The sequence below is a fragment of the Paenibacillus sp. KS1 genome, assembly GCF_001680695.1.
Taxonomy (GTDB): domain Bacteria; phylum Bacillota; class Bacilli; order Paenibacillales; family Paenibacillaceae; genus Paenibacillus_B; species Paenibacillus_B suaedae.
This window is the reverse complement of the sequence record NZ_MAIS01000045.1, coordinates 20313-33797: the sequence shown is the minus strand read 5'-3', so window position 1 is coordinate 33797 and position 13485 is coordinate 20313. Positions and strand designations below refer to the sequence as shown.

The 13485-nt window shown below is 48.2% G+C and carries 14 protein-coding genes and 1 pseudogene; 11 read left to right on the top strand and 4 right to left on the bottom strand.

Annotated features, from left to right (window positions below):
- Window positions 1-8: 8 nt before the first annotated feature.
- Both BBG47_RS16045 and motA read right to left on the bottom strand, forming a co-directional pair.
- The gene (locus tag BBG47_RS16045; protein ID WP_065292522.1) at window positions 9-845 is read right to left on the bottom strand and encodes a flagellar motor protein MotB; all 837 of its coding nucleotides are present in this window, start codon (window positions 843-845) and stop codon (window positions 9-11) included.
- A complete protein-coding gene (motA, locus tag BBG47_RS16040) occupies window positions 838-1629 on the bottom strand; it encodes a flagellar motor stator protein MotA (protein WP_021253492.1) in 792 nt (263 codons plus the stop codon). Before motA ends, BBG47_RS16045 begins: the two co-directional genes overlap by 8 nt.
- A gap of 406 nt (window positions 1630-2035) precedes the next feature.
- Between motA and BBG47_RS16035 the strand changes: the two genes are divergently transcribed.
- The 5 genes from BBG47_RS16035 (at window position 2036) to BBG47_RS16015 (ending at window position 7057) form a co-directional block, all read left to right on the top strand.
- Entirely contained in the window at window positions 2036-3160 is a 1125-nt protein-coding gene (locus BBG47_RS16035; RefSeq protein ID WP_083189351.1) for a sulfonate ABC transporter substrate-binding protein, read from the top strand.
- Window positions 3161-3366: 206 nt separating this feature from the next.
- Window positions 3367-4167, top strand: a complete 801-nt coding sequence (locus BBG47_RS16030) for an ABC transporter permease subunit (RefSeq protein WP_094183173.1) — start codon at window positions 3367-3369, stop codon at window positions 4165-4167.
- A 106-nt stretch (window positions 4168-4273) separates the two neighbouring features.
- On the top strand, window positions 4274-5083 hold the full coding sequence (locus BBG47_RS16025; RefSeq protein WP_065292521.1) for an ATP-binding cassette domain-containing protein: 810 nt from the start codon (window positions 4274-4276) through the stop codon (window positions 5081-5083).
- A 36-nt stretch (window positions 5084-5119) separates the two neighbouring features.
- The gene (locus BBG47_RS16020; RefSeq protein WP_065292520.1) at window positions 5120-6379 is read left to right on the top strand and encodes an acyl-CoA dehydrogenase family protein; all 1260 of its coding nucleotides are present in this window, start codon (window positions 5120-5122) and stop codon (window positions 6377-6379) included.
- A gap of 384 nt (window positions 6380-6763) precedes the next feature.
- Window positions 6764-7057: a hypothetical protein gene (locus tag BBG47_RS16015; protein ID WP_021253487.1), complete on the top strand. Its 294-nt coding sequence runs from the start codon at window positions 6764-6766 to the stop codon at window positions 7055-7057.
- A 98-nt stretch (window positions 7058-7155) separates the two neighbouring features.
- On the opposite strand, the gene BBG47_RS16010 is transcribed toward BBG47_RS16015, so the two are convergent.
- The gene (locus tag BBG47_RS16010) at window positions 7156-7677 is read right to left on the bottom strand and encodes a GNAT family N-acetyltransferase (protein ID WP_065292529.1); all 522 of its coding nucleotides are present in this window, start codon (window positions 7675-7677) and stop codon (window positions 7156-7158) included.
- A 210-nt stretch (window positions 7678-7887) separates the two neighbouring features.
- On the opposite strand from BBG47_RS16010, the gene BBG47_RS16005 reads away from it, so the two are divergent.
- The 4 genes and pseudogenes from BBG47_RS16005 (at window position 7888) to BBG47_RS15995 (ending at window position 10866) form a co-directional block, all read left to right on the top strand.
- Window positions 7888-8739, top strand: coding sequence for a sulfurtransferase (locus tag BBG47_RS16005; protein WP_065292519.1), 852 nt, complete (start codon window positions 7888-7890; stop codon window positions 8737-8739).
- 612 nt (window positions 8740-9351) lie between these two features.
- The gene (locus BBG47_RS29475) at window positions 9352-9576 is read left to right on the top strand and encodes a hypothetical protein (protein WP_139070709.1); all 225 of its coding nucleotides are present in this window, start codon (window positions 9352-9354) and stop codon (window positions 9574-9576) included.
- A gap of 28 nt (window positions 9577-9604) precedes the next feature.
- Window positions 9605-9790: pseudogene (locus BBG47_RS16000) on the top strand (TetR/AcrR family transcriptional regulator); the annotation flags it as partial.
- 623 nt (window positions 9791-10413) lie between these two features.
- A complete protein-coding gene (locus BBG47_RS15995) occupies window positions 10414-10866 on the top strand; it encodes a GNAT family N-acetyltransferase (protein WP_065292517.1) in 453 nt (150 codons plus the stop codon).
- Window positions 10867-11035: 169 nt separating this feature from the next.
- On the opposite strand, the gene BBG47_RS29010 is transcribed toward BBG47_RS15995, so the two are convergent.
- The gene (locus BBG47_RS29010; protein WP_254659836.1) at window positions 11036-11179 is read right to left on the bottom strand and encodes a VOC family protein; all 144 of its coding nucleotides are present in this window, start codon (window positions 11177-11179) and stop codon (window positions 11036-11038) included.
- A 335-nt stretch (window positions 11180-11514) separates the two neighbouring features.
- Here BBG47_RS29010 and BBG47_RS15990 point away from each other — a divergent pair, with 335 nt between their 5' ends.
- Complete coding sequence (locus BBG47_RS15990) at window positions 11515-12108, top strand: TetR/AcrR family transcriptional regulator (protein WP_065292516.1); 594 nt, start codon at window positions 11515-11517, stop codon at window positions 12106-12108.
- Window positions 12109-12202: 94 nt separating this feature from the next.
- The gene (locus tag BBG47_RS15985; RefSeq protein WP_083189348.1) at window positions 12203-13309 is read left to right on the top strand and encodes an alpha/beta fold hydrolase; all 1107 of its coding nucleotides are present in this window, start codon (window positions 12203-12205) and stop codon (window positions 13307-13309) included.
- The last annotated feature ends 176 nt before the right edge of the window (window positions 13310-13485 follow it).

Genomic DNA, 13485 nt, shown 5'->3' with positions numbered 1-13485 from the left:
TCCACCGATCAGTTTTGATCGGTAAGTTCATTTGCGTTTGCAGCAGCATTATTTTTGTCTGTATACTTGCGAAGAATAGATACCTCTACACGGCGATTCTTCGCTTGACCTTCGGCACTATCATTGTCGGCTACAGGGTGGTATTCACCCATCCCAACTGCCTGGAATTGCTTTGGATCGATTCCAGAACGCTCAAGAACAACCTTCATGAAGCTGAGTGCCCGTGCCGAGCTCAAGTCCCAGTTGGAATCGAACCGGCTGTTGCGGATAGGGCGATTGTCTGTATGCCCACTAATGACGACGGAGAAGCCTTGATACTGCTTCATCATGTCGCCGACAGTAGCCGCCAGCTGTTTGGAATCTGGTTTTAAGTCCGCTTTACCGGAATCGAAGAGTGCGCTGTCTTTGATCGTAATCTTCAATTCAGAGTGATTGAGCTTCGTGTTCAGCTGATCCGTTAAGCCATTGTTGGCGATATACTGGTTCATCTTGTTCTGAAGCTGTTCAAGCTGCTGCTGCTCCTGCTTGGCATGCAGCATATACTCATCTCGTTCACGATTGCGAGATTTCGTGTAATTATTAGGCGTCGCATCGACCATGCTGGATTTTGATCCATCTGATCGAATGACTGCTGACTCATTTAAGATTCCAGCCCCCCCACCGCCAGAGTTCAGCGCTGCGCTGAAGGCTTGGCTCATTTGCTCAAACTTCTTCGCGTCAACGGCTTGCATGGCGTACAACACAATGAAAAGGGCGAGCAGCAGTGTCAATATATCGGCATAAGGAATGAGCCATGTCTCATCGGTATGCTCTTCCTTCGGCGGGGTACGCAGTTTCTTACTCAACGCTTGCCCCCTCCTTAGTACTCATAAGAGAACGCTCTTGTGGAGTCAAGAAGACAGAGAGCTTCTGATTAATTGCAATCGTGGATACACCCGATTGGATGGACAAGAGCCCTTCAACCATCATGAGACGGATTTCAATTTCGCTGTGCGACAAGCGCTTCAGCTTATTGGCAATTGGATGCCACAGCACATAACCAGAGAAAATACCCATCAGAGTAGCAACGAAGGCCGCAGCAATCGCTTTTGCCAGATGTTCCATCTCAGACATTTGCGATAAGGCAGCAATCAGACCGATAACGGCACCTAATACCCCCAGCGTTGGAGCATACATGCCGGCTTGGGAGAAAATAAGAGCGCCAGAATGGTGTCTTTCCTCAGTTGCGTGAATGTCTTCCATGAGTACGTCACGAACGAAGTCCTGATCATTACCATCAATAATCATCCGCATTCCGTTGCGGAGGAATTCGTCTTCAATTTCGTCAATGCGCGTTTCCAAGGCAAGCAAGCCTTCGCGACGTGTAATCGACGCCCACTCCATGAAGAGCGAGATCAATTCGACACGGTCAACTAAATCTTGCTTCTTGAAGAGAAGGCCGATTAGCTTCGGAAATTTCTTCAGTTCCTTCATCGGAAAGGCAATGAACAGGGAGCCCGCAGTACCAACGAAAATAATCATAATGGCTGCTGGGTTGGCGAGATTGGAGATAGGCGCGCCCTTAAAGTACATCCCTAGCGTGACGGCAGCAAGGCCGAGCACGAGACCAATGATCGTAGATTTTTCCATAATTCCATACACACCTCATCCATGAGTATAATGGTGCTTCCTGCGTGCGTATTCGACAGCGTGAGCCGAAATACGTGAAAAAAAGATGCAATATTCTTTTTATCGGCAAAAGAGGCCATTTTATTTAATGAAACGATATATCTCTAGTTCAAATGATTGAGGAAAAATAGGATTGACAGGAAAGAGGCGCGAGGAATAAAATGTCTTCTAAATACTTAGTAAGTTAATCGGATATATGGTTATTGGGGGTGGAAGGAGGTAGTCTACCATAGCGAGCGCTCGGTATAGCGGGGAAGAGATGGTGTGTGGTTCATGATACAGCCTGTTCATTCAAACATCATTGAAGTGATATTCGTCGAGAGGGAACTGTTGCTTGCTGAATTTCATTGTGAAATGGGGACTTACGATGACTAAAAACCAATTATATGCATTGGATAACTTCATTATGGAGATTGAAGTGAAGTCATCTGAATATCATGCGAATGGGCACCCTCGCTTACGAGGAATTCAATTTCTTATTTCATGGTTCTGCCTGATGGCGATACTGGCAGGATGCGCTTCGGGTGGAGCTGGGACAGCAGGCAGCAATGGATCAGAAGCCAATGGTCCTGTCGGCGATAAGGGGAAATCTCATCAAGTAATTCGCATCGGCTATCAGAAGGGCAACACGCTGAACGTACTCAAGGTGAACGGCAATCTAGAAAAGCGGCTAAAGGCAGATGGCTATGATGTCGAGTGGAAGGTATTTGCAGGAGGGAACTTCTTGCTTGAGGCATTGAGCAGCGGCAGCATTGACTTCGGGCATGCAGCGGATGGCTCTGGTGTCTTCGCTCAAGCGGGCAATAAACCATTTGTGTATGTAGGCAATGATCTTCCGAATCCTGAAGGGATAGGCATCATGGTGCATCCGGAGTCAGGAATCAAGTCGATTGCCGACTTGAAGGGGAAGAAGCTCGCAGTAGCCAAGGGAGGCAATCATCACTACTTGGCAGTGCTGGCGATAGAGAGGGCGGGGCTGAAATTGGAGGATGTCCAATTCGTATACGTCAAGGATGCCTCTGAAGGGCGAGCTGTATTTGAGACGAAGCAGGTGGATGCACTTGGCTCCTGGGATCCCTTTTTTGCAGCAGTACAGACGGATCTGAAGCCGCTCACGCTCACGGATGGCCAAGGTTACTCTCCGAATCGTACTTTCTATTATGCCAATGAACACTTTGCCAAGGAGAAGCCTGAACTAATCCGTACCATTCTTGAGGAGATCCAAGTGTCTGATGAATGGGCGAACTCACACAAGGACGAAGTGATTAAGCTATTGTCGGAAACACAGGGAATTGACAAAGAGGCTATCGAACTTGCCGTTAAGCGCCGCACGTACGGAGTGGAACTGTTCAATTCTGCTATTATCGACGCACAGCAGCAGCTGGCGGATACGTATTATCGGATTGGATTGATACCGAGTCCGATCAAGGTGGCGGAACGGATGCCACTGGATGCACCGTGGGCTGTGAAAGGCCCTGTTGCCAGCAAGTGATGAGGAGGAAATTACAATGCGCACGACAGATACGGCTCCACCCGGTAGTCTGACCAATCGGAAGACAGAACCTTTAGGGACGAATATTGTTGGCACCGATTCTGCTCGGTCAGTGGGGTTCAACAAGACGTGAACAGTCTTCACGTACCGTTCGATCAATATCCCCTGATGTGCGGGGCACAGCGGATACGAAGCGGGTGAGCCACTTGGATGGAGCGGATCAGCGGCGTGGAGGGAGATGGGGGAGTAAGCTCGCCTCTGCCATTGTGCCATGGCTGCTGCCCCTATTATGCCTAGCGCTCTGGCAATGGGCAGCCTCGTCAGCGATCGTGTCGGCGCAGCTGCTGCCTACACCCATGAAGGTGCTGAATACCTTATGGGAGCTGACCTCAAATGGAACACTTGCCTATCATATTGGTGTTAGTTTACAGCGGGCACTTATAGGCTTCCTTATTGGGGGAGGGATTGGTTTTCTATTTGGCGTACTTAGCGGCAGGTATTTGGCTTTCTATCGATTATTCGATACATCGATACAGATGCTGCGCAATATTCCTCATTTGGCACTTGTCCCACTCGTTATCATTTGGCTCGGTATTGATGAAGGGGCTAAGATCTTTCTCGTCTCTCTAGGCGTCATGTTCCCGATTTATGTGAATACGTACCATGGCATTCGCAGTGTTGATCCAGGCGTTGTGGAAATGGCGAAAGTGTATGGGCTGCGATCTGGCTCATTATTTCGGCATATTATACTGCCCGGTGCACTGCCATCCATATTTGTCGGCTTGCGGTATGCGCTTGGCGTAATGTGGTTGACGTTAATTGTCGCAGAGACGATAGCTACGGATGCTGGTATAGGTTATCTGGCGCTCAACGCACGAGAGTTCATGCAGACAGACATCATTATTCTGAGCATCATGCTGTATGCGGCATTCGGCAAAGCAGCCGATGTGATTACGAAGCTGTTGGAGCGCAAGTCGCTTCGTTGGAATGCAGAGCAACGAACGTGAGGTTGAACGAAGCAGCCCCGCTTGCAGTAGGTATCGGAAGTAAGGCTGATGAGATTCATTAGGTGTGGAGCATGCTTGAATGTGGAGAGAAGGAGGCGTTTGAGAAATGGGAGGATATCAAGCCATGCGCCCGTTAGCGCAAACAGGATGGCCGCTCCAAGCGAATGAGACCGCACCTGATCAGGCTGTTGCAGTAGGGGCAGAGATTAGGATTAGTGGGGTCAGTAAATTTTTTGGAGAACATCAGGTTCTTGATCATATCGATGTAACAATTACGGAGGGGCAGTTCGTTGCAGTTGTTGGTCGCAGTGGCTGTGGAAAGAGTACGCTGCTTCGTCTCCTGGCAGGGTTGGAGACAGTGACGGAGGGCGAACTACTGATTAATGGTGAGCCAATCCATGGCATTCAGGGCAGCACTACGGTGATGTTCCAAGAGAGCAGGCTCATTCCGTGGAAGACGGTGATCGATAATGTTGGAATTGGCTTACAGGGGGATTGGAAAGGAAGAGCGGAGCAAGCGCTGCAGCAGGTCGGACTCGACAATCGCCAGAACGATTGGCCTAGCACTCTCTCTGGTGGGCAGAAGCAGCGTGTAGCGCTGGCAAGAGCGCTGGTACGGAAGCCAAGGCTGCTGCTGCTCGATGAACCGCTAAGTGCACTTGATGCGTTGACGAAGCTGGAGATGCAGCAGCTGATTGCTTCCCTCTGGGGAACCCAGCGGTTCACAACTCTGCTTGTGACGCATGATGTGAATGAGGCTGTACGGCTTGCAGATCGTATCGTGCTTATTGATCAGGGGAGGATTACGCTGGATGTTGCCAATCCATGCGCAAGACCGCGACAGGTAACCGATCAGGAGTTTGGAGCATTGGAGCGGCGAGTATTGGAACGGATTTTTGCTGGCAATTGTTTATGAGGGAGTTAGAGATAAGGTGACGGAGGGGGAACAAGTGTGGCACAAGGTGCAGGACATACGCTAAGAGAACGGGGAGATGAACAAAATGGCGTGGAAACGGAGCAACAACATCTCCAGAAGCAGACGGTGGCTCCGGATTGCAAAGTAAAGCGTGGTTTGCTGCAGGTGGAACAAATTGTGAAGCATATGCATGAGGATGCAGCAGAGCTGGATGCGAAGCACGGGCTGCCTGCGCATCATGTAGCGAAGCTGAAGGAAATCGGCTATCCAGCTTGGAATGTGCCGGAAGAGTATGGCGGTCAGGCCATGCCGCTTACCGCATGGCTGAAGGCTCAGGAGCTGCTTGCTCAGGCAAATCCTTCTGTAGCGCTTGGCATGGGATGGCATATGAGTATTGTGCATGAGTTGGCAGAGCGCCGAACTTGGCCGGAGGTAACCTTTGCAGACGTATGCCGCCGCATTGCTCTTGAGGGAGGGCTGTTGAATCGCGCCGTCATGGAGGTGGGGGGAGGCAGTCCTTCCCGTGGGGGCAAGACGCGCACAACAGTCAAGCCAATCCCTGGTGGTGGTTATGTGGTGGACGGACGCAAGACGTTCACAACTTTCGCGCCGCTGCTGGAATGGTTTATTGTGACGGCAACACTTGAGGACAGTGAGGAAGTCATTGAACTGCTTATCCCACACGACAGTCCGGGTGTGTCCATTGAATGGACATGGAATATGGCGGGTATGCGGGGAACAGCAAGTCATGATCTTGTGCTGGAACAGGTGAGAGTATCAAAGGATGCGTTCCTATATAAGCATAATCAGCGAGATCGTTCGCTGCTGAACCCTTATTTGCTTCATATCCCAGCTTGCTACCTGGGCATTGCGACAGCTGCCCGTGACGAGACGATTGCCTTCGCTACCTCGTATACGCCTCCGTCGTTGTCGGAGCCTATTGTGAGTACGCCGAACGTGGAACGGCATTTAGGCGAGATAGAGCTTGAATGGATTGCAGCCAGAAGATTGCTATATAGCGTTGCGAAGTCATGGGAGTCGGGCGGAACTGAGAGAGCGGAATTGCGAGCTGCCGACCTTGCGGCTGCCAAGGTATTCGTCGTGCAGGCTGCACAATCGATTGTCGATAAGGCGATGCGAATCGTCGGTGCACATAGCCTCCGATTGGATCATCCGCTGCAGCGGATGTACCGCGATGTACGATTCGGACTCCATAATCCCCCGATGGAGGATGTCGCATTGACCCAGCTTGCGCGTGCATCGGTTCAACAATGGCAAGCGAGAAATCAGTCTTAGCTGAACCGCTGAATGGATCACGATATGAACGTGAACGGTGATGACTTTTTGAGCAAGGAGAGGTGATTGCCATTGAGATATGCATCAGTATCGGCAGGAGCAGATCGAATAGGTCTGCTCCTTGTTCTGTTGCTGATTGGGGGGAGGAGGAATGTGTTCTTGCAGCAGAATTGCCGAGACAAGCGTTCTTGGATACGCCATGTATTACTTAATTAGGCCAGCAGTTGAAGCTTCCGCATACCGCTCTGACAGCGGAAGAACTGATTGAAGCAGTAGCCAGTTCGTGGGGGAATAATTAAGTTTCTGGTGCAATCGCTATTCGAGTGAACGGACGTTCTATGCTACAATACGGAATACATAGTTGATTCGAGAGGGGCAGCGTAGATGGGCGTTTCATTCGGGAGACCATATGAAGATATTTTAAAAGAATTGACGAACGCAATAGGACTGATTCCGGACGGGTATACGTTTTTCGAAATGACCGAAGAAGACTGGGCTGAGCTTGGACAAGCAGAACGCCAAGAAGTGTTGGAAGCGCTCGCAGATGATGTGTTCTATGGGCTGGGAGAGGATCGGCTGTTGTTCATCGGAAGCGGCAGCGTACAGTATGATCCCCAGTTCCACAACATCGAGATTGTGGTGGAGAGCGATACGGTGGCCACGATTTCTCTAATCTAAAATTTCGCAAAAAAACGAAGAGCTGCCCGTACCGGGCAGCTCTTATTGTTCATAGGTAAAGGATTGCTCATGGAACAGCCAAGCATCATATAGGTAGACTACTCTGCTGGATTCGCTTCGGGCTGATACACCATGCAGTGGAATTCCCCCATTCCTTCTGGCGTAGGCCGTTCATACGTATCTGTAATGAGGAATCCAGCTGTTTGATAGGCGCAAATTGCGCGATGGTTCCAGGTAAGCACCTCGAGGTCGATTTCATCCTCGGGGTGACGGCGTGCGGCATCACTCACGATGGCTTGTACGAACGCAGCCCCCTTTCCATGACCAAGCAGATCAGGGCGCATGCCTAATCCGATGCGTGTTACTCCGACCAGCGGAAAATACTGTGCGAAGCCGATAAGTTCCTCGTTCCGGTTCTTGACGGATACATATTGCTTGCGGCGAATGTCGGAATCACCCATCTCAATCCCCAGCGCCTTCATCTGTTCCCACGGAAGGAATCCATATAGCTGATACGGCGGTTCGTATTTCCAGGTGCAGATATCCTGCGCCTCTTCCTCGGTCATGGGGTGGACGTGAAATAATGGTTCTGGCTGTGCAGGATGGTGATGGCCGGACATCGAATGATTATGATTAGGTGATGATGATGGATCATGAGGCGAACTCATTGGTCTGTTCTCCTCCTTCGCGGCGATACAAGACGTTATCGCGTGGATTTCCTCCCATTGTGACATGGGAAGGAGAGTTTGGCAAACGGGTGTCTTACGATTTGAACGACAATGGCTGGATTACATAAGCAAAGTACAAATGGATTCGGGAGGTATAGGGACATGCAGGAGTATACGGTAATTGTATCTGTGGAAGAAGCAGCGAAGCTGATTGAAGAAGGGCAAGCGGCAGTAGCGGACTGCCGGTTTTGGCTAACAGAGCCGGAGCGTGGACAGGCAGCGTATGAGGAAGGACATCTTCCGGGGGCCGTTTATTTTGATTTGGATCGGGATCTGTCATCACCACGTGGGGTACATGGCGGACGTCACCCATTGCCAGAGATTAGCGAATTGGCACAGAAGCTTGGTGCAAGCGGCATTGACCGTACTACGACGATAATTGCTTATGATGATCAAGGTGGAGCCATGGCTAGCCGCCTGTGGTGGCTGCTGCAATATATCGGTCATGAAGGCTATGTTTATGTAATGGACGGCGGATACAGTGCATGGGTGGAAGCGGGACACTCTGTGTCGGCAGAAGTCCCTGAAATTGCAACACGCAGCTATGAACCACAGGTTCGTCCGGAGCTTGTTCTACATGTTGATGATATTCGGGAGCGACTCGGAAGACCGGGTGTCGTCATGGTTGACTCTCGTGAGGCTGACCGCTATGCGGGACGCATTGAACCTATTGATGCGAAGGCGGGGCATATCCCAGGCGCGGTGAACCACTTCTGGCGCAATCACCTCGATGAAGTAGGACAGTGGCTGCCTGTGCAAGCACAGCGCGAGCAGTGGGAGCCGATCGTGCAGGGTGCGGAGGAAGTCATCGTCTATTGCGGATCTGGCGTAACGGCATGCCCGAACCTCTTGTCCTTGTGGCAATCGGGAATTAAGGGTGCGAAGCTGTATGCAGGAAGCTGGAGCGATTGGAGTTCTTACGCGGACAATCCGATTGCAACGGTGGAGGAGTAAGAGCTGGGGGCCGCGTCGGACGTAGGTTTTGGGGCTGCGACAGGTTTTAGGCAAGAAACCGTTGTAGCCCTATTTTGATTTTCCGAGGTACTGCTTGCAAACAGAACCCATCGAAAGCCGTTCCAGAAACCCCGGAGCCAGTCACAGCAGAGCAGTCGGGTCTGGTGGTTGTTGAAGGATTGCCCCAAGGTCCATTTAAAAAAAATGGGTGTTGTTTTATTCTGAAATTGACTGATCCAATCAATCAAAGAAATATATTAAAGTCATTCAAAAGGGGGGGGCTGGATCTTAAGGGTTCAATTACTCGTTCGACAGTTATTTCGCATGACGGAACAAAGCTTGGTTACCAGAGCATTGGCCGTGGCCCAGGACTTATTGTAGTTCCCGGAGCGCTTACGACTTCGGAAGAATTCAAAACATTCGCACGTCATTGTTCAGATTCTTTAACGGTGCATATCCTGGACCGCCGGGGGAGCGGGGGGAGCGGGCCAAACATTCTTATCGCGAGTACCCAAATGGTTTGCTAAACGTAATTTACGCATAGGAATACGCGGGGAGCATTGGAATCGAATTTTGCACCTTTTACCTGAAAATCTGAATGAGCATAGGGAAGTGCAACGTCTGGCGTCCACTTACCGTAAATACGCGGCAGTTCATGCGGACGTACTCTTAATGTCTGGCTATAAGAGCTCGGAGTCCGTGCATCAAATGATCCGTGAATGGAATCAGACGATAATGGGGTCACAAATGTTGGCGATTCCAAGATTGTACCATCTATCTCCAGAGAACGGTTATTCGGCCATTCAAGTGGCACAGCCAGTTAGGAGTTCTTCTTAAGCAAAACTGAAAAAGGGAGTGAAGATGATTGTCACCTTTAAGTGGAGAGCAGTTGCATCAAATACGCGATGAGCGCAGAGGACAAATTATTCAAGCAGCCGTTAACGTATTTTCCAGGCGGGGGATTATCGGAACGAAGATGAGTATGATCGCTGCTGAAGCCGGGGTCAGTCACGGTCTGGTTTACCACTATTTTAAAACGAAAGATGAACTGTAAGGTTATCGGATTCCTAACGCTGATTTTGTCTTGCGGACAATTATCAATTATAGCTCATGATAAGTTTTGATTTTTGCAAACAAGCCGTCAACAAGCTGCAAACAACAGCGTTGTATCCAACCCAGCCCCGCCCTCCACGGTTTTATTGCTTCACAAGTCCTCTCAAGCGTTACCAAGGCTAAGGAGGCGCAGTAACTGATTCATACTTCATCTCATTCGTGGAAATAAAGTAAAGAAAAATCCTCTTTACAAGCGGAGGAGGTCTTTCAGCTTTGTTAAACCAGAGTAGTTCTATTTCTCACCACCTCGGTATGTTCACCATAGAGACTATTTTAGGATATCTATTGGATGATCTGGGGCAAATAAATTCAGCTTGTTTCGACATTCGTCCATTTCGAATAGCACCTTCTGCCGCATATTGAAGAACGCCCAGATCGGACCTCTGTCAGTCTTGTTCTGTTTTCCGTTTACAAATGTTCTGTACAACTACAAGATTGCATCCTAGCAGCTCTACGAGGGAGATGCACAAATATGCTGATAACGGATGAATCTACCGCTAGTCGTATTGTAGAAAATAAACATTTAGGGGAGTACCAGCGACATTAAGTGGGGTGAGTACTATGGTTATCTTTAGAACTGCTACAGTAAAAGATTTGAATAAAATAGTTCAAATGCTTGCCGACGATGAATTGGGCAGAATAAGAGAACGATACGAGATTCCCCTTCCTGAGAGCTATTTAAAAGCGTTTGAAGCAATTGATTCAGACCCAAACAATGAACTGATTGTTTCGTGCCTCGGTGAAGAAATTATTGGTGTTCTACAAATTACCTTTACTCCTCATATTACACATCAAGGTAGTTGGAGAGCTACGATTGAAGGGGTTCGGACGGCATCTTCAGAAAGAGGGAAAGGTATTGGGAGCAAGTTAATTCTATGGGCAATTGAACGCGCTAAAGAGCGAGGATGCCATATTATTCAGCTAACAACTGACAAAAAGCGAGAAGATGCATTTCGCTTTTATGAGCGGATAGGATTTGAAGCGACTCATGAAGGGTTAAAAATGAAGCTTTAAATCAATTACACGAGACAATCATTCAATACCCAAATGAGGAAGGCGTTATGGTACATTGGTGGCTACTGAAATAATTTTACGATGAGGCACCCGAGCGTCGTGTGTATTCATTAAATAAAAGCGAAAAGGCCGAAACCCCACACAAAGGGAATTCGGCCTTATGGACAGTCTATTCCGTATCCTGCCACACATTGAACTTGTTTCCGTCCGGATCTTTGAATTTGAATTGCAAACCACAGCTTCCTTGGTCGCTTAGCGGTTCGACGTAGACTCCGCTTTCGCGAAGTCGTTTATGGACCTCTACGATATTCACAACTTATCTTCATCCATACGAATCCCCCTTAAATTGAGACATACACATCCCCGTAGAACGTTTTTACCAAATATACCATGGAAATATTGTGGGAAAGTTATCAATCTGTTAGGGAAATTAGAGAGCTGGAGCGATCGAAGTACTCGAAGTACTTGGACTGGTAGTCATAGAAGAGCCCGCGGTTAACGAGGGTTCTTTTTTGTTGGGCGTATAACGCGAGACTTTTCAAAGAAACTTAAAATAAATAAAGTAAACACCTTGTAAAAATTGGGAAGATAGTTTAATGTTTTATTGACCGAATAATAAATTAATAGTCATTAAAAAGGAGGGGGATTATGCCTAAGATTGTCACCGAGCATGAAAAACAAATGGTTAGGGAAGCGATGTATACAAAAGGGATCGAGCTGATTCGCAAAAAGGGGATAAAGCGAGTGACGGTGGAGGACATCACCACAGCGGCCAACATCGGTAAAGGATCCTTTTATTCCTACTACCATTCCAAAGAAGAACTCCTTTATACGATTATCAAACAGAACGAGAGTCGAATGTTTGAGAGAGTAGAATCCATTCTATCTGAAAAAGTAAATGTGAAAGAGAAGATTGTAAAGGCATTGAAGGAGATTTATCTGGCAGCGGATAGTATTGTTCACTACGTGTCTCCATCGGATTTCGAGTATCTGCTTCGCAAGCTTCCGGATGAGGTGTCCGACTGGGAGGCATTGAAATCAAATGACTATTTTAGCAGGACACTATCGCTTTGCGGCATTGATGAATCAGAATGCGAGATGGATGTGCTAGCTTATTTAATGAATGCACTCCATTATATCGGTTCGGCAGATATAACTTTTGGTGAGCGGGGGAAAGAGAAGGCCCTGGATATACTCGTCCATTCTATTGCCGACTATATGGCAGGGGGAGTCCGGCGTTGAGAGAATTCCTAATAGACTGTAGACCGTCATAGGGGATTGGTTGCAAAGGTTTGCTTGAGCAGAGGCGAGGTTATATCGATTATTGGAGGCAGCTATGATCATATTATGGATCGTTATTTTAGGTGGACTGCTTATTATGTTAGGAATGGCTTGCTTGGTTTTGTTTGTCCAGTATCAGAAAAAGAAGAAGGCAAATCAAATTCGGATTGCTCCCACGAGCAATGGCATTGATTGTAGGGAGTTCGTAACGATCGGCGGCATTTCACAATATTTGTACCATCGAGGCCAGGACATTGACAATCCTGTACTTCTATTTTTGCATGGCGGCCCGGGGGAGACGATATTGCCATTCGCCCAAGAGTTTCAGATCCCATGGGAGAAGCACGTTACAGTTGTGCATTGGGATCAGAGAAACTGTGGCAAAACCTATTTCAACAATGATCCGAAACAAGTCACGCCGACAACCACGGTTGATCGTATCGTTCAGGACACTTATGAGGTTGTACAGTATTTAAAAAATAAGTACAGCAAAGAGAAGATTATCATTTTGGGACATTCATGGGGATCGGTACTAGGTAGCCTGTTCACTAAAAAATACCCTGAGCTTGTACAGGCTTATATCGGTGTCGGGCAGATTGTTAATATGATTGATAATGAACGTGTCGGTTACGAAAAAGTACTAGAGTCGGCAAAAGAAGCGGGCAACGAAAACGATGTTCGAGCTCTACTTCGTTTGAAGCCCTACCCTCCAAATACATTTGATGGTGAAATAATTAGGAAGCTTAAAAAGGTTCGTAAATTTCAAAGTAAATATAAGTTAGCGGCTGGCCCAACAATTGAGTTGATTGGCAATGCTTTAAGCTCTCCATTTTATACATTCAAGGATATGCGCTATTTCTTTATCTCTGGGGCATTTGGAGATGGACAACGTCATATTTGGAAGTATTTAATGGAGTCGTTCGATTTGGCGTCGATGGGTGCTGCATTCCAAGTCCCTGTTTTTTATATACATGGCGAGCGGGACTGGCAAACACCTTATCCGCTGGCACGGGAATTCTATTCGACCATTAAAGCACCGCTCAAGCAATTTTACTCCATTCCGGATGCGGGGCATATTGCCATGCTTGAACGAAAGGAGATATTCAACGAGGCGTTATTTGATATTTTGGAGCGAGCGAATAGTATGATGACGACGGAGTAAGTCAAAATTACATATCGGGAGAGATGGGTGTAACCGGCATACGAAGCAGCGGTGAAGTATATAGCTCCACCGCTAAACGTATTGCTGCCGCGCTGCCGAGGCAGCTCGCTATGATAGACATGACAAATCTCGCCTCATGTGTAAGGCCGTCTCGCACCTTATTCAGGTGTAGGGGA

Bases quoted from the DNA above. Each gene is read 5' to 3' on its own strand.
- motA (WP_021253492.1), bottom strand. From the start codon at position 1,629: ATGGAAAAATCTACGATCATTGGTCTCGTGCTCGGCCTTGCTGCCGTC.
- BBG47_RS16035 (WP_083189351.1), top strand. From the start codon at position 2,036: ATGACTAAAAACCAATTATATGCATTGGATAACTTCATTATGGAGATT.
- BBG47_RS16025 (WP_065292521.1), top strand. From the start codon at position 4,274: ATGGGAGGATATCAAGCCATGCGCCCGTTAGCGCAAACAGGATGGCCG.
- BBG47_RS16015 (WP_021253487.1), top strand. From the start codon at position 6,764: ATGGGCGTTTCATTCGGGAGACCATATGAAGATATTTTAAAAGAATTG.
- BBG47_RS16010 (WP_065292529.1), bottom strand. From the start codon at position 7,677: ATGTCCGGCCATCACCATCCTGCACAGCCAGAACCATTATTTCACGTC.
- BBG47_RS16005 (WP_065292519.1), top strand. From the start codon at position 7,888: ATGCAGGAGTATACGGTAATTGTATCTGTGGAAGAAGCAGCGAAGCTG.
- BBG47_RS15995 (WP_065292517.1), top strand. From the start codon at position 10,414: ATGGTTATCTTTAGAACTGCTACAGTAAAAGATTTGAATAAAATAGTT.
- BBG47_RS15990 (WP_065292516.1), top strand. From the start codon at position 11,515: ATGCCTAAGATTGTCACCGAGCATGAAAAACAAATGGTTAGGGAAGCG.
- BBG47_RS15985 (WP_083189348.1), top strand. From the start codon at position 12,203: ATGATCATATTATGGATCGTTATTTTAGGTGGACTGCTTATTATGTTA.